This is a genomic window from Streptomyces bikiniensis (assembly GCF_000716625.1).
In the GTDB taxonomy this organism is placed as follows: domain Bacteria; phylum Actinomycetota; class Actinomycetes; order Streptomycetales; family Streptomycetaceae; genus Streptomyces; species Streptomyces bikiniensis.
Genome location: NZ_JNXJ01000039.1, coordinates 19,402 through 38,002, shown reverse-complemented (window position 1 = coordinate 38,002; position 18,601 = coordinate 19,402). Strand labels below are relative to the sequence as shown.

Sequence of the window (18,601 nt, the reverse complement as noted above, 5' to 3'; positions counted from 1 at the left end):
CCTTACTCCCCTTCAACACGCATGATGCTGGCGACACCGCGCACGGTGTCGAGCTTGCGCAGCGCCTCGACGGTCCCGGAGAGGGCGGCGTCGGGCGCGCGGTGGGTGACGACGACGAGGGAGGCCTCGCCGTCCTTGCCCTGCTGGCGGACGGTGTCGATCGACACGCCGTGCTCGGCGAAGACCGTCGCCACCTGGGCGAGGACGCCCGGCTTGTCGGCCACGTCGAGGCTGATGTGGTACCGCGTGACGACCTCGCCCATGGAGCTGACGGGCAGCTGGGTGTACGCGGACTCCCCGGGGCCGTTGGCCTCGTTGAGCTTGTTGCGGCAGACGGCGACGAGGTCGCCGAGCACGGCCGAGGCGGTCGGCGAGCCGCCGGCGCCGGGGCCGTAGAACATGAGCCGCCCGGCGGCCTCCGCCTCCACGAAGACCGCGTTGTACGCCTCGCGGACGGAGGCCAGCGGGTGGCTGAGCGGGATCATCGCGGGGTGCACGCGCGCGGTGACGGACCCGCCGTCGGCGGCCCGCTCGCAGATGGCGAGCAGCTTGATGGTGCAGCCCATCTCCTTGGCGGAGGCGAAGTCGGCGGCGGTGACCTCGGTCATGCCCTCGCGGTAGACGTCGTCCAGGCGCACGCGCGTGTGGAAGGCGATCCCGGCGAGGATGGCGGCCTTGGCGGCGGCGTCGAAGCCCTCGACGTCGGCGGTCGGGTCGGCCTCGGCGTACCCGAGGGCGGTGGCCTCGTCCAGCGCCTCGGAGTAGCCGGCGCCGGAGGTGTCCATCTTGTCGAGGATGAAGTTCGTGGTGCCGTTGACGATGCCCATCACCCGGTTGATCTTGTCGCCGGCGAGGGACTCGCGCAGCGGCCGGATGAGCGGGATGGCGCCGGCGACGGCGGCCTCGTAGTACAGGTCCTGCCCGTGCCGCGCGGCGGCCTCGTAGAGGGTCGCGCCGTCCTGGGCGAGCAGCGCCTTGTTGGCGGAGACGACGGAGGCGCCGTGCTCGAAGGCGGTGGTGATGAGGGTGCGGGCCGGCTCGACGCCGCCGATGACCTCGACGACCACGTCGACGTCCCCCCGTTTGACCAGGGCGGTGGCGTCGGTGGTGATCAGCTCCGGGGCGATGCCCTCGCGGACCTTGTCGGGACGGCGGACCGCCACGCCGGCGAGCTCGACCGGGGCGCCGATGCGCGCGGCGAGGTCGTCGGCGTGCGTCGTCATGATGCGCGCCACCTCTGAGCCGACCACTCCACAGCCCAGCAGCGCCACCTTCAGCGGACGCGTACGCATCATCCGACCTCGTTTCTCGTCCTGCTTCGTATTTCCACGGTCGTGTTTCCACCGTCTCCACGGTGAGGACCAGTCTCACTCACCGGACGGGGGTTTCCGCCCATCGTCCGGATCGTGAGACATGAATTCCATCACCCGACTATTTCATCACCCGACGTCGAGGCGCAGGAGATCTTCCTCCGTCTCGCGGCGGACGATGACGCGCGCCTCGCCGTCGCGGACGGCGACGACGGGCGGGCGGAGCGCGTGGTTGTAGTTGCTGGCCATGGAGCGGCAGTACGCGCCGGTGGCGGGCACGGCGAGCAGGTCGCCGGGGGCCAGGTCGGAGGGCAGGAAGGCGTCCCGTACGACGATGTCGCCGCTCTCGCAGTGCTTGCCGACGACCCGGGAGAGCATCGGCTCGGCGTCGCTGGTCCGCGAGACGAGGGCGACGCTGTACTCGGCGTCGTACAGGGCGGTGCGGATGTTGTCCGACATGCCGCCGTCGACGCTCACGTACGTGCGCAGCCCGTCGAGCGGCTTGATCGTGCCGACCCGGTAGAGGGTGAAGGCGGTGGGCCCGACGATGGCCCGCCCGGGCTCGACGGAGATGCGGGGGGTCCGCAGCCCGGCGGCCTCGCACTCCCTGCTCACGATCTCGTTGAGCGCCTTGGCGATCTCGTGCGGCTCGCGCGGGTCGTCCTCGGAGGTGTACGCGATGCCGAGGCCGCCGCCGAGGTCGATCTCGGGCAGCTCGACGCCGTGCTCGTCGCGCACCTCGGTGAGGAGCTGGACGACGCGGCGGGCGGAGACCTCGAAGCCGGCCATGTCGAAGATCTGGGACCCGATGTGGGAGTGGATGCCGACGAGTTCGAGCCCGTCGAGCTTCAGCGCCCGGCGCACGGCCTCGGCGGCCTGTCCGCCGGCGAGCGCGATGCCGAACTTCTGGTCCTCGTGGGCGGTGGCGATGAACTCGTGGGTGTGGGCCTCGACGCCGACGGTCACCCGGATCTGCACGCGCTGCCGCCTGCCGAGGGACTGGGCGACGTGGGCGACGCGGACGATCTCCTGGAAGGAGTCGAGCACGATCCGCCCGACGCCGGCGCGCACGGCCTTCTCGATCTCCTCCTCGCTCTTGTTGTTGCCGTGGAAGGCGATGCGCTCGGCGGGCATGCCGGCGGAGAGGGCGGTGGTGAGCTCGCCGCCGGAGCACACGTCGAGGTTGAGCCCCTCCTCCGTGAGCCACCGCACGACGGCCCGGGAGAGGAAGGCCTTCCCTGCGTAGAAGACGTCGGCGTCCGGGCCGAAGGCGTCGGCCCAGGCGCGGCAGCGGGCGCGGAAGTCGGCCTCGTCGAGGAAGTAGGCGGGGGTGCCGAACTCCTCGGCGAGGTCGGTCACGGCGATCCCGCCGACGGTGACGGTCCCGCGCTCGTCCCTCTCCACGGTCCGGGACCACACCTTGGGGTCGAGGGCGTTGAGGTCGGCGGGCGGGGCGGAGTAGTGGCCCTCGGGGAGGACGTCGGCGTGACGGGGCCCTGCGGGGTGGGCGGAACGGCTCATGTCTGCGTCTGCTCTTTCAGATCCGATCGGGTGCGCTGATGCCGAGCACGGAGAGGCCACCGGCGAGCACCGTCCCGGCGGCTTCGGCGAGCGCGAGCCGGGAGCGGTGGGCGGCCGAGGGTTTCTCGTCGCCGAGCGGCAGCACGGTGTGCTGGAAGGCGAGCAGGGCGTCGGCGACGGCTTCGAGGTGCCGGGCGACCCGGTCGGGGGCGCGGTGGCGGGCGGCGGAGAGGAGGGCGAGGGGGTGGTCGCGGAGGGCGCCGAGGAGGGGGGCGGCGTGGTGGCGGGGGTGGCCGGGCCGGCCGGGTTCGGGGGTGAACCCGAGCTGCCGGGCGTTGACGAGCAGCCGGCGGGTGCGGGAGTGGGCGTACTGGACGCGGAAGAGCGGGTTGCGTTCGTGCGGGACGAGGAGGGGGCCGGGGTCGAGGGGCCGGTCGTGGGGGGCGGCCCGCAGGAAGGCCCAGCGGACGGCGTCGGTCCCGTGTCCGCCGGGGGCCCCGGGGTGCACGTGAACCCGCTCGCCGTCGCCCGACCCGGCCTCGACGCCGGCGCCCTGGGAGCGCAGCAGCCGGACGAGGGTCTCGGCCACGAGGGCGGCACGGGCCTCGGTGGCCCCGGCGAGGCGGACGACGGTCCCGGCGAGGGCGGTGCCGTGCCCGTAAGAGGTCCCGGCGGCCAGGATCTCCCGTACGAGATCGGCGTCGGTGTCGCTCCGCAGGGTGAAGTTCAGGAAGCCGGGCCCGGTGATCTCGACGGCCCGGAGCCCGGGAACGCCGCGGAGCCGCTCTTCGAGGATCCCGGCGACGTCGAGGGCGCTGCGCCCGGCGGGCCGGGCGAGGGCGAGCGCGATGCTGCTGGCGTACTCGCCCGCTCCCCCGGGCCGGGCCCGCTCGATCTTCACCCGGGGGGGGACGTCGACCCGCAGAGCACCGTCGTCGACCGCGCGGCGCACGGCGCGCAGCACGGTGAGGGAGAGGTCCGCGGGGGTCACGGGACAAGCGTAGGGGAGGAGGGGGGTACCGACGCGAACCGGTTTCGACATACGGGCAACGGGGTGCGAGCGCGGGCCGCGGCGCACGGGTCTCAGCACGGGAGCTTGGCGCGGAGGCGCGGCGGGGGGTTCGGCGCGAGGGCTCGGCACGGAGGCCCGGCGCGAGGGCTCGGCACGGAGGCCCGGCGCGAGGGCTCGGCACGGAGGCCCGGCGCGAGGGCTCAGTCGGAGAGGGGGTCGCCCCGCCGCTCGCCGGCACCGCCCAGAAGACCGTCGCGGGCCACGTCCCGACGGGGCTCCTGGGCCCCGCCCCGGGCCCCGCCCGAAAGACCGTCCCGGGCTCCGTCCGAAAGACCGTCCCGGGCTCCGTCCGGAAGGGTGTCCCGGATCCCGTCCCGGCCTCCGTCCTGGAGGCACTCCCTGCCGACGTCCCTGCCCTCGCCCCGGAGGCCGTCCGAGGGCCCGTCGACCACGGCGGGCGTCAGCCCGAGGACCGCCGCCGACTCCTCTCCGCCGTCCTGCCCGGCCGCCGCCCCGGGACGCTCCCGCCGCTCGCGGTGCATCAGCTGCCGCACGACGCGGACGAGCTCGGTGGGCTCGAAGGGCTTGGCGAGAAAGGCGTCGACGCCGGGGGCGGCCCCGTCAGCGGCCTCGCCGCAGGCGCTGATGATGGCCACCGGGAGATGCCGGGTCCGTGGATCGGCCCGCAGCCGCTCGGCCGTCCTGATCCCGTCGAGACGGGGCATGACGACGTCGAGGGTGACGACATCGGGCCGGACCCGGTGCACGACATCCAGACACTCGGCACCATCGGCCGCGGTCACGACCTCGAACCCCTCGAGTTCGAGATTGACCCTGATCAACTGCCGGATCACCTTGTTGTCGTCGACAACGAGCACCCGGCCGGACGCGCCTGACACACGAACGAGAGTAGGACGCCCCCGCCGACCGCGTCCGGGTTTTACCCACTTCTGACCCGTGCGGGGGACACGGCCCTCCGTGACACCCCGGAAATACCTGTTCACAGGCACGCCTCAGGAGCTGGTAGGGTTCTACCCGTCGCCGCCGAACGCGGCGGACGCCCCCGTAGCTCAGGGGATAGAGCAACGGCCTCCGGAGCCGTGTGCGCAGGTTCGAATCCTGCCGGGGGCACTTCGCAGGAAGTGCCAAAGGACCCCGTGATCAGCGGAAACGCCGATCACGGGGTCTTGTTGCATGTGTACGCATGTGCCGGGGTGGGCGGTCGTATGTCGGGGTCCGTGGACGAGGCGTGGCCGGGATCTCGGGGCATCGCCACAGGTGGGGGCACGGTGATGGTGGCTGCCTGGAGCGCTGCGAGGTCGCCCGGGTGAGCGGGGAAAGCGTGGACGCCTTCGAGCAGAGCGGCGTGCCGCGAAGAGTCCGCTCCCGTGAGGGGAGGATCCCCGGCCGAACTGGAGAGGCTGACGGACGGACACACGTACAACGTCAAACTCGCCTGCCAGATAAGGCTGTTCGTCTGACAGAACGCCGAACCGGCAAGGTGCACAACGTTAGACTCCGTCGCGACGGCGGTCAGCGACGGACAGCACGGAGGACGAGCAATGAGCGCGAACGGGACCCGCACTTGCTCTTGGTGCGGCAGGGGAGGGCACGACAGGCGGTCGTGCGACGTCTCTCCCAACGCGGGGAAGTGCAGCGTGTGCGACTACCGCGGGCATGACAAGCGAAACTGCCCGCGCAAGTAAGGAAGCACCACCGCACGAAGGCCCGGAACGAGGAAGGCTCCGGACGACATGACCGGGGCCTCAGTGTGGGGACGGGACGACTCACTCGTACCCGCGGAGCAGGTCCTCAACGCGGCGGTAGGCGACGCCCTGCCGTCCGTCGAGGCATTTCGCGTAGCGGGACGGCAAGAACCTCCGCGCTGTTGCCGCCGCGCTCGGCCGCCTCGGTCGGACCGGCACCGGCATGGAGCCGGGGCGACGGGCCGAGTACCGGAGGTCGTACGGCCGACTGGCGGGCGGCGAGGCGGCGGCGGCCGGCGGAAGCGCGAGGAGCCGAAACTCCTGCCGGACGCGGTAGCAGGTCGGGGACGGGACCGCCGAACCCTTTGCGCCGAAGAACAACCGCCCGTCATCCGCCGTGCCGAAGGCGACCGGGCGTCCCCGGAGAACGGCTACGGGATGAGGCGGGACGGGTACCCGCCGTACGTCCTCGACCGGTCGGTTCTCCGGCCCGCGGTCGTCGTGGGTCTCCCCCGGATCGTCCCCTGTCCGGGGGTCGACGGGCGAGTCCGGTGAACGAGTGCCGGTCCCCGTCCTCGCTCAGGAAGGACGAGGTCCCTCCCGGCCAGAGCGACGGCCTCTGCCGGGCGAAGACCGCCGAAGCACATCGCGGCGAAGAAGCCGACGGGGCGGCGACCGCGAGCGCGCCGGTACCCGCCCACGCGGGAGAAGGCCGCCAGAAGGTTCCGCGCCTGCTCCGGGTGGGCGTGCGCGGAGGTCGGTCGGTGCCGGCCGGCGGCGGAGCCCGGCGGACGCGGATTGGGGGCGGCCGGGCAGTGGACCTACGATGCCCAAGCTCTTCGGCGACGGTTCGAGTTCGGTGAGGTGGGCGGTATGGGGCGGTCGCGTGACGTCTGGTTGCGGCGCTTTCCCGGGGCCGGGGGTGGGAGCGGGGCGGGGTGGGAGGTGGTGTGCTTCCCGCATGCCGGTGGTTCCGCCGCCTACTGGCGGCCCCTCGCCGTGGCGCTCGGCCCCGGGGTCGACGTGGCGGCCGTGCAGTACCCGGGGCGGCTCGACCGGTTGCGCGAGGCGCCGGTGGAGGATCTGCACCGGCTGGCCGACCTGGTCGTGGAGGCGCTGGGGCCGTCGGGCGGGCGGCCCCGGGGGCTGCTCGGGCACAGCATGGGGGCCTCGCTGGCGTACGAGGTCGCCGTGCGGCTCGGCCGGCTGCCCGGCGGCGGGCCGGACCTGCTCGTCGTTTCGGGGCGCCGCGGGCCCGCCGCCGCCCGCCGGCGGGACCGGTACGTGCCGGTCGAGGACCACGAACTCGTGGAGAGGGTAAGGGCGTTGGGCGGGACCGATGCCGCCCTGTTCGACGAGCCCGAGTTGCTGGAGCTGGTTCTGCCCGCGCTGCGCGGGGACTACCGCGCCCTGTCCTCGTACGAGGACACCGGGGGCCGGCCGTTGACCTGTCCCGTCGTCGCCCTGACCGGCGACCGGGACCCCGAGGCGACCGTCGAGGAGGTCGGGGCCTGGGGCGCGCAGACCTCGGGCGCCTTCCGGACGCATGTCTTCGAGGGCGGCCACTTCTTCCTCAACGACCACGTCGAGGCGGTGGCCGAACTGGTCCGCCGCCTGCTGCCGACCCGCGCCGCCGGCTGAGCGGCAGGCGGTGCCGCGCGGGGGTGTGCTCCCGGGGCGCCGCCGCTCCGTCAGCTGATGTCGGCGCCGTACACGTGGTCGACGGTCATGGTGATGAGCACCCGGCGGTCGGAGACCATCACCGCCCGGTACTCGTCCCAGTCCGGGTGCTCGCCGGCGGCGGCCCGGTAGTACTCGACCAGCGCCTCGACCTCCGGTCCGTGCGGGTCGGTCCCCGGCCCGGTGAGCGTGGCGATCCCCTCGACGGTCGCCCAGGACATGCCGTCGGGGGCCGTGACCTCCAGGGTGGCCCGCGGGTCCCGCCGCAGGTTCGCCGCCTTGGCCGCCCCGGCGGTGGTCGACACGCGGACGACGCCCGCCGACTCGTCGTAGGAGGGCTGTACGGGGGAGAGTTGCGGACGTCCGTCCGCCTTGATGGTCGCGAGGACGCCGAGGCGGCTCTCGGCGAGCAGTGCCCTGGGGTCGAAGGATGCGGCAGTCATGGACCGCTCATCGGCCGCCCGGGAGTGGGTGGGTCAAGTGGACACCCGCCCGAACCCCTGCCCCACGGGGGCCGGACGGCCGCCGTACGCCCGCCGGGCGGCCCCTGGTCCGCGGTCGTCGCGTGCGGGTTCCTCCTCCCGCGCCCGCCGGAACGCGGCCTCCGGAGCGCGCCGGTACGGCCCCGTAGCGGTCCGCGTGTCGGCGCCCGCGCCCTGTCGCCTCCCGTAGAAGACGTTTGCCGGGAGACGCGACGCAGGGGGCCGCGCCGGGGAGTCCCCAGGGGCGACATCGCGCCACGTATGGAGCGGTACGGGAGGGTTCCCGGCCCCGCCCTTCGCGCCGGAGCGGGTGGCGGACGCGCCGCGGGCCGTGGACACCGACCGCTCGCGCGGGTGGTGACGGACCGGTCGGGGAGGTGGGAGGGAGGCGCGTCCGGGCGGGCGGGCGCGGGTCCGTGAAGGCGGGTACGCAGGGCAACTGCCTTGCTCCGCAGCGTACATGGCGCAAAGAGAGCGGAGGGCGGGCCTCCCTCGGGGTGGGTATCGGCGGTACGGCCTTGTTGTCCGTCCTGTGGTGCACACTTGCTGCCTGGTACAGCGCTCACGGGGAAGGCGGCCTGGCACATGCTGACGGGGATCGAGGAGGTCGACTGGGCCTCGCTGGGGCATGCGTACGGCCCCGCGGACGACGTGCCGGAGCTGCTCCGCGGACTCGCCTCCGCCGATCCCGCCGAGCGGGAGACGGCCCTCGACGGCATGTACGGGGCCGTGCACCACCAGGGCGACGTCTACGACTCGACGCTCGCCTGCATCCCCTTCCTCCTCGAACTCGTCGCCGATCCCGGCGTCCAGGACCGGGGCTGCATCGTCGAACTCCTCACCAGCATCGGGGGGATCGAGCTCGACGACGAGGAAGAGGAGGAGATGAGCGGACTTCCTTTCGACGACGGCGAGTTCATTCCCGCCGCCAACTACGCCATGGCCGCCGCCGCCATCGCCGCCGGGTCCGACGTCTTCCTCGGACTCGTCTCGGACCCCGACCCCGAGGTGCGGCTCGCCGTGCCGTACGCGCTCGCCTCGCTGCACCCCGAGCCCGCCCTGGTGCTGACCCTGCTCCGGGAGCGGCTCACCGTCGAGCGGGACACCGAGGTGCGGCTCGCCCTGGTGGCCGCCGTCGGGCAGATCGCCCTGCGGCACGCGTCGCTGCGCGCCGAGACCGTCGACTGGCTCGGCTGGCTCGCCCGGGCCGCCCAGGACCCGGGGCTCCGGCTCGCGGCCCTCGCGCAGCGGGCGCGCTGTGCGCCCGGCGAGATCCCCGACGACGTCGTGCCGTGGGTGACGGCGCTCCTTGAGGAGATCAGGACCGCGTCCGTCTCCGGGGCGGGGTCCGAGCCCCCCCGGGGCGCCGCCCCGACGCTCATCGGGCAGGTGCGGGAGCTTCTGGAGGAGCACGCGGCCGGGCGGCCCGCGCCCTGGACCGAGGAGCTGCTGCGGACGCTGCACGCCGCGCTCGACGACCGCGTCGACGACCGGATCGCGCTGGTCCTCGCCCAGCTGCGCAGCCCCGACTGGGGGCAGCGCTCGGACGCGATCTGGCTGTGCGGAGGGCTGATACGGGTCTGGCGCGGGCGGTACGAGGAGGTCGTCCGGCTCGTCGGCGACCAGCTCCACGACCCCGAGCCCCGGCTCCGGGAGGCCGCCACCTCCTTCCTGGAGCGGCTCTTCGAGCTGGGCGCGCCCGCCGCCGACGCGCTCGCGGCGCGCCTGGCCCGGGCCCCCCGGGGACCCGCCGACGGGTTCGGAGACGGGTCCGGTGGGTTCGGAGACGGGTCCGGTGGGTTCGGTGGCAGGTCCGGTGGGTTCGGAGACGGGTTCGGCGGGTTCGGAGAGGGATGTGGGGACGGGTTCGGAGGGGGAGGCGGAGACGGGTTCGGCGGCGGTTGCGGAGAGGGGTTCGGCGGCGTCGGGCGGTCCGGGCGGGAGGGGGCGCTGATCGCCCTCGCCCGTGCCGGGGACGTCCGCGCGGTGCCGCTGCTCGCCCGCGCCCTGGAGGAGGGCGAGGTGCGGCGCGAACTGCTGTACGCCGTGGACGGTCTCGGGCCCTCCGCGGCCGTGCTCGCCCCCCTGCTCCGGCGCCGGCTCGCCCGGATCGAGCTGGACGAGCGGCTGTACGACCGGGCGGCCCCGCTGCTCCACGCCCTGGCCGCCGCCCGGGGCGTCCAGGCGCTCCCCGAGGTGCTGCGGGTGCTCCGCGGCGCGCCCGCGAACCGGCGCGACCGGGTGCGGGAGGCCGCCCTGCGCACCCTCGCGGCCTTCGGGCCCGCCGCCGGGGAGGCCGTACCGGACCTGCAGGAGCTCCTGGCCGACGGGTCGGCCGGCGTCTCCACGGCGGCGGCGCGCGCCCTGTGGGCGGTCGAGGGGGACCCGGCGGAGGTGCTGCCGGTCCTGGAGCGGTGGCTGCGGCCGGTCCTGCCGGGCGCAGACCGGTGCGCCGCCGCCCAGGTCCTCGGCGAGATCGGCCCCGCGGCGGTCGCGGCGGCCCCGGCCCTGCGGCCCGCCCTCGCTTCGCGGGACCCGTGGGTGCGGGTCCGCGCCGCGGCGGCCCTGTGGCGGGTGACCGGGGAGACGGAGGCGACCCTTCCGGTGCTGCTCGCCGCCTGGGAGGAGAACCGGCACGCGCGCGTGGACATCGCGGAGTGCCTGGCGGAGATGGGCCCGGCCGCCTCGGAGGCCCGGCTGGTCCTCCTCACAGAGCTGACCCGCAGACGCCGCCACAACGCCCGCGAGGGCGCCTCCGGCACGCGCGACATCCACCTCGACGAGAAGCTCCTCACCCTGTGCCGGGCCGCCCTCGCCCGGATGGAGCGGGGAACGTACTGAGCGGACGGCACGGGGACACGCGGAGCGGGCGGCGGAGGAACGTACCGCGCGGGCGACAAAAAGGACTTCGGTCCGCATAAGGTCTACGGGGAGAGGGGCAGCCCCCAGACCGACCGAGGAGCAGGTGGCCACGTGGGACCGCGCGGAGTGCACGTCGCCGCCGTCGTCCTGTGCGCCCTGGGCGGTCCCGTGCTCGCCGGGTGCGACAGCGCCGGTACGGGCGTCCCGGAGAGCGCCGGGCCCACGCGCCCCGCCGTGGGGCCCGTACGGCTCTGGCCCGATCTGCCGCCCGCCACGAACCCGCCGATCGACTACGGCGAGTCCGACATCCAGCGCGTTCCCGGGATCCGGGTCGCCGGCGGCGACGTCCGCTCCGTCGACGCGGTGGAGGTCGTCCGGGCCGAGGTGCGCGCCCGTCCCGACGCGCGCAGCGGCGCGGACGGGCTGTACGAGGAGACCGCCCGGGCGGTCGGGGCGTGCGTGAGCGAGCCGGCCTCCTGCCCGGTCATGCGGCCGTACTACCGCGACCTCACCGGCGACGGCCGGGACGAGCTGATCGTCGGCATCCGGATGCCCGAGCAGCAGGTCGCCGTACGGGTCTACCGCGCCGAGAGGGGCGGGCTCACCCGGATCATGTCCACCGTCGACCAGGTCATCAGCGTGGAGCTGGCCGGCCGTGACCTGATCATGCGGGTCGGATCGGCGGGGATCCCGGGGTACGAGTACCGCACCGCCTGGTCCTGGGACGAGCGGCAGGGCAGCATGCTGCCCACCCGGGACGAGATCGTCCGGGTGGGTCCCTCGGGCGGCCGGACCCCCGCCGGCCGGCCTCCCGGACCGGGGCCCTCCGGGTCGGGGTCCTCCGGGTCGGGGCCTTCCGCGCCGGGCCCTTCCGGATCAGAGCCCTCCGGGCCGGAGCCTTCCGGGACCGCCGGTTCCTCCGGCGTCGGGCCCTCCCCCGTACCGCCTCCCGAGGGGACCCCGTGAGGGCGTTCCGGCGGCCCGCCTGGACCGCGACGCTCACCTGGAAGGCCGCCGTGTTCATCGCGGTGATGTGCTGCGCCCTCGCCGCGCTGCTCGGCACCCTCGTGCACGTGTCCGTGACCCGGCAGACCGTGGACGACGCCCGGGAGAAGGCGCTGGTCCGGCTCGGCGAGGTCACCGACCTCTACGAGGCGGGCGAGCCGCTCCCCCGGTTCGCGGGCGTCGACCCGCCGGACCTCCCGGCCGCCCTGCGGGCGCTGGCCCTGCGCGGCGAGCGCGGCACGGTGGTCGCCGACCGCGGGGGCCGGCCCGCGATGTGGGCGGCGGGCCCCGCCGACGGCCGGGCCCTCGCCGTGCGCCTCGACTACACCCAGAGCGCCGGGACGATCGACGCGCTCGGGCGTTCGCTGCTCGGCTCCTCCGTCCTGGCGATCGGCGCGACCCTGCTCGTGGGCGTCTTCGCCGTCACCCGGGTCACGCGCCGGCTGCACCTCACCGCCCAGGTGGCCCGCCGGATCAGCGCCGGCGACCTCGACGCGCGCGTGGACGACCCGAGGACGAAGGACCCCTCCCGGCCCCAGGACGAGGTGGCGACCGTCTCCGGCGCGCTCGACACCATGGCCTCCTCCCTCCAGCGGAAGCTGCAGAGCGAGCAGCGGTTCACCGCCGACGTGGCGCACGAGCTGCGCACCCCCCTGACCGGGCTCACGGCCGCGGCCGAACTGCTGCCCGAGGGGCGCCCCTCGGAGCTCGTACGGGACCGGGTGCGGGCGATGCGCGGGCTCACCGAGGACCTCCTGGAGATCTCGCGGCTCGACGCCCGCAACGAGACCGTGGACCTGGCCGTGCACGAACTCGGCCCGCTGGCCGAACGGGTGGTCCGCGCCTCGGGCACGGAGACGGAGGTGCGGGTCGTCCGGGACGCCGTCGTGGAGACGGACCGGCGGCGCCTGGAGCGGGTCCTCGGGAACCTGGTGTCCAACGCGCACAAGCACGGCGCGCCCCCGGTGGTGGTCACGGTGGACGGGCCCGTGGTGTCCGTGCGGGACCACGGGCCGGGCTATCCCGCGTACCTGCTGGAGTCGGGGCCGCAGCGCTTCCGCACCGAGAGCGGGGGCAAGGGGCACGGACTCGGACTGACCATCGCGGTGGGGCAGGCAGAGGTGATCGGCGCCGAACTGGTCTTCGGCGGGGCGCCCGGCGGGGGCGCCGAGGCCCGGCTGCGGCTCCCCGAGTACGTACGCCTGGACGATCCCCCGCCGGAGGGGAACGCCTGAGGACGCCCGATGCCCTCGGGTCCAGGGGGCATTGGGCCCGAGGGCATCGGGGAAGGCCCGAGAGGCGTCCGGGACGCCCGCGCCCGGAAACGCCCGGGGGCGTCCCGACGGCGTCCAGGGGCATCCGGGGGTACACGAAGGACGCCCCGAGGCACCCGAGGACGCCAGGGATACCCGAGGCCACCCAAAGGGCCGGGGCAGGAGCACGGCGGCACACCGTCACGCAAAAGGGACATAGCGCATACCGCTTGCTACGTTGCGGCCATGACCGCACCGCGAACGGACGCGCCCCCGCCCGGGGTCCGCGTCCCGAAGCGCCGCGGCGTGGAACTCTCCCTCCTCGTCTGCGCCGTCCTCATCTCCGTCTACGGCTACGCCGCGGTCGGCCTCGCCCGCGCCGGCGCCGTGCCGCCGGACGCCGCCCGTTACGGGGCCGGGCTCGGCCTGCTCGCGCTCATCGCCCACCTCGCGGTCCGCTTCGGCGCCCCGTACGCCGATCCGCTGCTGCTGCCGATCGCGGTCCTGCTCAACGGCCTCGGCCTGACCCTGATCCACCGGCTCGACCTGGAGACGCCGTACGACCGGGCGGCGACCACCCAGCTGGTCTGGTCGGCGCTCGGGGTGACGCTCTTCATCCTGGTGGTGCTGCTGCTGCGCGACCACCGCACGCTCCAGGGATACGCGTACGTCTCCGTCGCCGCCGCCCTCGCCCTGATGCTCCTGCCGGTCTTCTTCCCCGCCGTCAACGGCGCCAGGATCTGGATCCGGCTCGGCGGGCTCTCCTTCCAGCCCGGCGAGTTCGCCAAGATCCTGCTCGCGGTCTTCTTCGCCGCGTACCTCTCCGCCAACCTCAACGCGCTCGTGTACACCGGCCGCCGGATCTGGAGGTTCCAGTTCCCCTCGGGGCGGGTCCTCGGGCCCGTCGTGGCGATCTGGCTGCTGAGCGTCGGCGTCCTCGTCCTGGAACGGGACCTCGGCACCTCGCTGCTCTTCTTCGGCCTCTTCGTGATCATGCTGTACGTGGCGACCGGCCGGACCGGCTGGATCGCGGTCGGCCTGGTGCTCGCCTCCGCCGGCGCCTTCCTGGTCGGCTCGCTCGAACCGCACGTCCACGGCCGGGTGCAGGACTGGCTCGACCCCTTCGCCTCGATCCGGGCGGGCGAGGGACCGGGGCAGCTCGCCCAGTCCCTGTTCTCCTTCGCGGCGGGCGGGATGCTCGGCACGGGGCTCGGCCTCGGCCACTCCGTGCTCATCGGCTTCGCCGCCAAGTCCGACTTCATCCTGGCGACGGCCGGCGAGGAGCTGGGGCTCGTCGGCCTGACCGCGCTCTTCCTGCTGTACGCGCTGTTCGTCGGCCGCGGCTACCGCGCCGGCCTGCTGCTGCGCGACCCCTTCGGGCGGCTCCTCGCGATCGGGCTCGCCTCGATCGTGGCCCTCCAGGTCTTCGTGATCGCGGGCGGGGTGATGGGCCTCATCCCGCTGACCGGCATGGCGATGCCGTTCCTGGCGCAGGGAGGTTCGTCGGTGGTGACCAACTGGGTGATCGTCGCCCTCCTCGTCCGGGTCAGCGACTCGGCGCGCGCGCCGCGCCCGGAGCCCGCCGACACCGGGGAGCCCGAACGGGTCAAGGAGGGGGCCGCGTGACCGGGCGCACGGCCGGACGGACGGCCGGACGGGCGGACGGGCGCGCGACCGTACGCACGCCCGTTCCCGGAGCCGTACCCCCGCTCCGGCCCGCCCCCGGAGCCGCCCCGTGATCCGCTACATCCGGCGCGCCGCCGCGCTCTGCCTCCTCCTCCTGGCCGCGCTGATCGTGAACGCGGGCCGCGTGATGGTGGTCGAGGCCGGGCCGCTGAACGACGACCCGGCCAACCGGCGGATCGCGATCGGCCGGTACGCGCAGCCGCGCGGCGAGATCCTGGTCGACGGGAAGCCGGTGACGGGCTCCCGGGACAGCGGGCAGCAGCTCCGCTGGGAGCGGACCTACCGCCAGGGGCCGCTGTACGCGCCGCTGACCGGCCACGCCTCCCAGACCTACGGCACGACGCTGGTCGAGGACGCCGAGGACGCGGTCCTGGCGGGCACGGAGCCGATGCTGGCGCCGCTGCCGCTCCTGAACGGCCTCACCCGGGGCCGGGAGCCCGGCGGCGACGTGGTCACCACGATCAGGGCCTCGATGCAGGAGACCGCCTTCCGGGGGCTCGCCGGGAAGCGGGGCGCGATGGTGGCGGTCGAGCCGGCCACCGGCCGGATCCTGGCGCTCGTCAGCTCGCCCTCGTACGACCCGGGGGTGCTCTCCGGGACGGGCCCGGGGGTCAGGGAGGCCTGGGAGCGGCTGAACTCCGCGCCGGGCCGGCCGATGCTGAACCGGGCGCTGCGGCAGACGTACCCGCCGGGCTCCACGTTCAAGATCGTGACGGCGGCGGCGGCCCTGGACGCGGGCGTGGTGCGGGACGTGGACGCGCCGACGGACACCCCGGACCCGTTCGTGCTGCCGGGCACCCGGCAGGTGCTGCCGAACGAGGCGGAGGGCTGCGGCGACGCGTCCCTCGCGTACGCCCTCCAGTGGTCGTGCAACACGGTGATGGCCGGGCTCGGGGTGGAGGTGGGCCTGACGGGGATGGTCGACGCGGTGGAGCGGTTCGGCTTCAACGACACGGCGCTTCGGGTGCCGTCGTGGGTGGCGAGGTCCACCTTCGACCGGGAGATGAGCCCGGACCAGCTGGCGCTCTCCTCGATCGGGCAGTTCGACACGACGGCGACCCCGCTGCAGATGGCGATGGTGGCGGCGGCGGTCGCCAACAACGGCGAGATCGCCCGTCCGCACCTGGTGGACCGCACGACGACCTCCGGCGGCGCGACCGTGGAGCGGACCGCCCGCCGCGCCTACCGGCAGGCGATGAACCCCTCGACGGCGCTCCGGCTCCAGGAGCTGATGGTGCGGGCCGTGGAGGACGGGACGGGGAGGAACGCGGCGATCCCGGGGGCCCGGGTCGGCGGCAAGACCGGCACCGCCCAGCACGGCTTCGGCAACACCGGTACGCCCTACGCCTGGTTCATCGCCTGGGCGCAGGGCGAAGGCTCCGCCCGGCCGGCGGTGGCGGTGGCGGTGGTCGTGGAGGACGCGGAGGCCTCCCGTACGGACATCAGCGGGGGCGGGAGCGCGGCGCCGATCGCGAAGGCGGTGATGGAGGAGGCGCTGCGGCTGGAGGCGGAGGGGAGGCGGTAGGGCGCGGGCCTGCGCGCGGGAGGCCTCCGCGCCGGGGTCACTCCGGGTCCGCCGCGCGGCTCCCCGCCTCGATCGCCGCCGCCACCTCCGCCGCCCGGTCCCGCTCCTCCGCCGCGAAGCGCTCCGCGTCGAGCCGTTCCGCGACCTCCTCGTCCTGGGCCATCAGCAGGTCCAGGTTGGAGTCGCCGAGGTCGAAGACGCCCATGTCCAGGTAGGCCTTCTGGAGGCGCGGTCCCCACAGGCCGATGTCCTTGACGCACGGGACGATACGGCTGAAGAGCAGTTTGCGGAAGAGCCGCAGGAACTCGCTGCGCTCGGTCAGCTCCTCGGCCTCCTTGCGGGCGACGCCGAAGTTCACCAGGACATCGGTGGCGCGCAGCCGGTCGCGCATCAGGTGGCAGCCCTCGATGACGAACTCCTCGCGCTCGCGGAGCTCGGCGTCCGAGAGCTGCCGGTAGTGGTCGCGCAGGGCCATCCGGCCGAAGGCCACGTGCCGGGCCTCGTCCTGCATCACGTACGCGAGGATCTGCTTCGGCAGCGGCTTGTCGGTGGTGTCGCGGATCATGCCGAAGGCGGCGAGGGCGAGGCCCTCGATGAGGACCTGCATGCCCAGGTAGGGCATGTCCCAGCGGGAGTCGCGCAGGGTGTCGTCGAGGAGGCCCTTGAGGTTGTCGTCGATCGGGTAGAGCATCCCGACCTTCTCGTGGAGGAAGCGGCCGTAGATCTCGGCGTGCCGGGCCTCGTCCATGGTCTGGGTGGCCGAGTAGAACTTGGCGTCGAGGTCGGGGACGGACTCGACGATCCGGGCGGCGCAGATCATGGCGCCCTGCTCTCCGTGGAGGAACTGGCTGAACTGCCAGGAGGAGTAGTGGCGGCGCAGTTCGCCCCGGTCCTTGCCGGTCAGCTTGGCCCAGTGGCGGGTGCCGTGGAGGTCCAGGGCCTCGTCCGGGGTGCCGAGCGGGTCGTACGGGTCGACCTCCAGGTCCCAGTCGATGCGGGTGGCGCCGTCCCACTGCTTGTCCTTGCCCTTCCGGTAGAGGGCGAGGAGGCGGTCGCGGCCGTCGTCGTAGTCCCAGGAGAAGCGGGCGGCGCCGGTGGCCGGCACGTCCCAGACGGCTCCGCCGGGGGCGTTCGTGCAGAGGTCGTGCGTCGACATGGACGACTCCTTCTCCCGGCCCTCTTCGACCGACCGGCTTCGGTCCGACCCCAGCAGGCTCACACGCTGTTGACGGTCCGTCAATAAGTCGCGCGGGAGTGGTGCGGGCGCGAGGCGCCCTGCCGTGCTCCCCTTCACCGGGCCCGCGCACGGTCCGCCCCCCGGAGGCCGGACCGTGCGCCCGGGAAGCGGACCGCACCCCCGGCCGGGAGGCCGCGCGGTTACGCTGCGGAGCATGACGAGTCCCGCCACGCCCGCCTACCGCAGGCTCAGCGTCGAGGAGCGGCGCGGCCAGCTGCTCGACGCGGCCCTGGGGCTCTTCGCCCACCGGACGCCCGAGGACGTCTCGCTGGACGACGTCGCCGAGGCGGCCGGCGTCTCGCGGCCCCTCGTCTACCGGTACTTCCCCGGCGGCAAGCAGCAGCTGTACGAGGCCGCCCTGCGCTCCTCCGCCGACACCCTGAACCGCTGCTTCGCCGAGCCGCTCGCCGGGCCGCCCACGGAACGGCTCGGCCGGGTGCTCGACCGCTACCTGGCCTTCGTGGACGAGTACGACGCCGGGTTCAGCGCGCTGCTGCGCGGCGGCAGCGTCGTGGAGACCCCGCAGACGACCGCGATCGTGGACGAGGTGCGGCGGGCCGCCGCCGAGCAGATCCTCCTCCACCTGGGGGTGGAGCGGCCGGGGCTCCGGCTCGGGATGCTGGTCCGGACGTGGATCGCGGCCGTGGAGGCCGCCTCGCTCATCTGGCTGGGCGAGGGGAAGCGGCCCCCGGCGCCGGAGCTGCGCGACTGGATGGTGGACCATCTGGTCGCCCTGCTGACCGCGACGGCGGCGGGCGACGAGGAGACGACGGAGGTCGTCCGGCGGCTGCTCGCCCAGGAGACGTCCGAGGGGCCGGTGGCGGACCTGGCCCGCCGGTTGCTCCCGGTAGTAAGCGAGGCCGCCCACCTGCTGTGAGCGGCGCGCGGGGGAGACTGGAGGGGTGAGAAGCGAGAACACGCCCTTCCGCGGCGGTCCCCTGGACGGCCGGGTCCTGCCGATCCTGCTCGGCCCGACCGGCCACCCGCCGAAGTGGTACGAGGTCCCGGTCCCGGCGCACGACGGGAACCCGCCGAGGGTGTACGCCTACCGGCGCGAGCCCGCCGGGTACACGAAGCGGCTCGGGCTCCAGCGCGGCTGGGTGTACGAGTACGCCCCCGGGGGACGGGAGCGGCGCGAGCTGAGGTGGCCGTGGTCGAAGCCGGGCGGGGGCCGCCGGGACTCCGACCCGACCGAATGAGTCCGAACGAACGAGTCCGAACGAGTCCGGACGAGTGAGTCCGAACGAGTGAGGGCGCCGGACGCGCCCCCGTTCGTACGGTGATCACATGAAGTGAACCGTCATCATCCCCGTGGAGGTGGT

General features: G+C 74.3%; 13 protein-coding genes, 1 tRNA gene and 1 pseudogene. 9 read left to right on the top strand and 6 right to left on the bottom strand.

Annotated features, from left to right (window positions below):
- Positions 1-2: 2 nt before the first annotated feature.
- From OO47_RS26180 to OO47_RS26165, 4 genes and pseudogenes are all read right to left on the bottom strand, one after another.
- Positions 3-1,295 (bottom strand): homoserine dehydrogenase, encoded by a 1,293-nt coding sequence (locus OO47_RS26180; protein ID WP_030218910.1) that lies wholly within the window; start codon positions 1,293-1,295, stop codon positions 3-5.
- Positions 1,296-1,439: 144 nt separating this feature from the next.
- Positions 1,440-2,831, bottom strand: coding sequence for a diaminopimelate decarboxylase (gene lysA, locus OO47_RS26175; RefSeq protein WP_030218913.1), 1,392 nt, complete (start codon positions 2,829-2,831; stop codon positions 1,440-1,442).
- Between the two features lie 16 nt (positions 2,832-2,847).
- Positions 2,848-3,822, bottom strand: a complete 975-nt coding sequence (gene nrtL / locus OO47_RS26170) for an ArgS-related anticodon-binding protein NrtL (protein WP_030218916.1) — start codon at positions 3,820-3,822, stop codon at positions 2,848-2,850.
- A 485-nt stretch (positions 3,823-4,307) separates the two neighbouring features.
- A pseudogene (locus OO47_RS26165) lies at positions 4,308-4,742 on the bottom strand (response regulator); the annotation flags it as partial.
- 160 nt (positions 4,743-4,902) lie between these two features.
- On the opposite strand from OO47_RS26165, the gene OO47_RS26160 reads away from it, so the two are divergent.
- Together OO47_RS26160 and OO47_RS26155 are read left to right on the top strand one after the other, a co-directional pair.
- Positions 4,903-4,974, top strand: a tRNA-Arg gene (locus OO47_RS26160).
- Positions 4,975-6,497: 1,523 nt separating this feature from the next.
- Positions 6,498-7,190 carry a thioesterase II family protein gene (locus OO47_RS26155; protein WP_324606529.1) on the top strand — a complete coding sequence of 231 codons (693 nt, stop codon included), beginning with the start codon at positions 6,498-6,500 and terminating at the stop codon, positions 7,188-7,190.
- Positions 7,191-7,240: 50 nt separating this feature from the next.
- On the opposite strand, the gene OO47_RS26150 is transcribed toward OO47_RS26155, so the two are convergent.
- Positions 7,241-7,672 carry a PPOX class F420-dependent oxidoreductase gene (locus OO47_RS26150; protein ID WP_030218921.1) on the bottom strand — a complete coding sequence of 144 codons (432 nt, stop codon included), beginning with the start codon at positions 7,670-7,672 and terminating at the stop codon, positions 7,241-7,243.
- Positions 7,673-8,296: 624 nt separating this feature from the next.
- Between OO47_RS26150 and OO47_RS26145 the strand changes: the two genes are divergently transcribed.
- The 5 genes from OO47_RS26145 to OO47_RS26125 all read left to right on the top strand — a co-directional run bounded on the left by OO47_RS26145 (position 8,297) and on the right by OO47_RS26125 (position 16,042).
- Positions 8,297-10,552 carry a HEAT repeat domain-containing protein gene (locus OO47_RS26145; RefSeq protein WP_030218923.1) on the top strand — a complete coding sequence of 752 codons (2,256 nt, stop codon included), beginning with the start codon at positions 8,297-8,299 and terminating at the stop codon, positions 10,550-10,552.
- Positions 10,553-10,684: 132 nt separating this feature from the next.
- Complete coding sequence (locus OO47_RS26140) at positions 10,685-11,539, top strand: hypothetical protein (RefSeq protein WP_051716229.1); 855 nt, start codon at positions 10,685-10,687, stop codon at positions 11,537-11,539.
- Complete coding sequence (locus tag OO47_RS26135) at positions 11,536-12,813, top strand: sensor histidine kinase (protein ID WP_030218928.1); 1,278 nt, start codon at positions 11,536-11,538, stop codon at positions 12,811-12,813. The genes OO47_RS26140 and OO47_RS26135 overlap by 4 nt, the downstream gene beginning before the upstream one ends.
- A gap of 264 nt (positions 12,814-13,077) precedes the next feature.
- A complete protein-coding gene (locus OO47_RS26130; protein WP_030218930.1) occupies positions 13,078-14,457 on the top strand; it encodes an FtsW/RodA/SpoVE family cell cycle protein in 1,380 nt (459 codons plus the stop codon).
- A gap of 109 nt (positions 14,458-14,566) precedes the next feature.
- Complete coding sequence (locus tag OO47_RS26125) at positions 14,567-16,042, top strand: penicillin-binding transpeptidase domain-containing protein (protein ID WP_030218934.1); 1,476 nt, start codon at positions 14,567-14,569, stop codon at positions 16,040-16,042.
- Positions 16,043-16,079: 37 nt separating this feature from the next.
- On the opposite strand, the gene OO47_RS26120 is transcribed toward OO47_RS26125, so the two are convergent.
- Positions 16,080-17,198, bottom strand: a complete 1,119-nt coding sequence (locus tag OO47_RS26120) for a ferritin-like domain-containing protein (RefSeq protein ID WP_030218937.1) — start codon at positions 17,196-17,198, stop codon at positions 16,080-16,082.
- A 235-nt stretch (positions 17,199-17,433) separates the two neighbouring features.
- On the opposite strand from OO47_RS26120, the gene OO47_RS26115 reads away from it, so the two are divergent.
- Both OO47_RS26115 and OO47_RS26110 read left to right on the top strand, forming a co-directional pair.
- Positions 17,434-18,156: a TetR/AcrR family transcriptional regulator gene (locus OO47_RS26115; RefSeq protein ID WP_030218939.1), complete on the top strand. Its 723-nt coding sequence runs from the start codon at positions 17,434-17,436 to the stop codon at positions 18,154-18,156.
- Positions 18,157-18,181: 25 nt separating this feature from the next.
- A complete protein-coding gene (locus OO47_RS26110) occupies positions 18,182-18,478 on the top strand; it encodes a hypothetical protein (protein WP_030218942.1) in 297 nt (98 codons plus the stop codon).
- Positions 18,479-18,601: the final 123 nt, after the last annotated feature.

What these genes read in the sequence shown, in the direction of transcription:
- OO47_RS26150 (WP_030218921.1), bottom strand. Translation starts at nt 7,672, where the DNA reads ATGACTGCCGCATCCTTCGACCCCAGGGCACTGCTCGCCGAGAGCCGC.
- OO47_RS26130 (WP_030218930.1), top strand. Translation starts at nt 13,078, where the DNA reads ATGACCGCACCGCGAACGGACGCGCCCCCGCCCGGGGTCCGCGTCCCG.
- OO47_RS26120 (WP_030218937.1), bottom strand. Translation starts at nt 17,198, where the DNA reads ATGTCGACGCACGACCTCTGCACGAACGCCCCCGGCGGAGCCGTCTGG.
- OO47_RS26115 (WP_030218939.1), top strand. Translation starts at nt 17,434, where the DNA reads ATGACGAGTCCCGCCACGCCCGCCTACCGCAGGCTCAGCGTCGAGGAG.
- OO47_RS26180 (WP_030218910.1), bottom strand. Translation starts at nt 1,295, where the DNA reads ATGATGCGTACGCGTCCGCTGAAGGTGGCGCTGCTGGGCTGTGGAGTG.
- lysA (WP_030218913.1), bottom strand. Translation starts at nt 2,831, where the DNA reads ATGAGCCGTTCCGCCCACCCCGCAGGGCCCCGTCACGCCGACGTCCTC.
- OO47_RS26145 (WP_030218923.1), top strand. Translation starts at nt 8,297, where the DNA reads ATGCTGACGGGGATCGAGGAGGTCGACTGGGCCTCGCTGGGGCATGCG.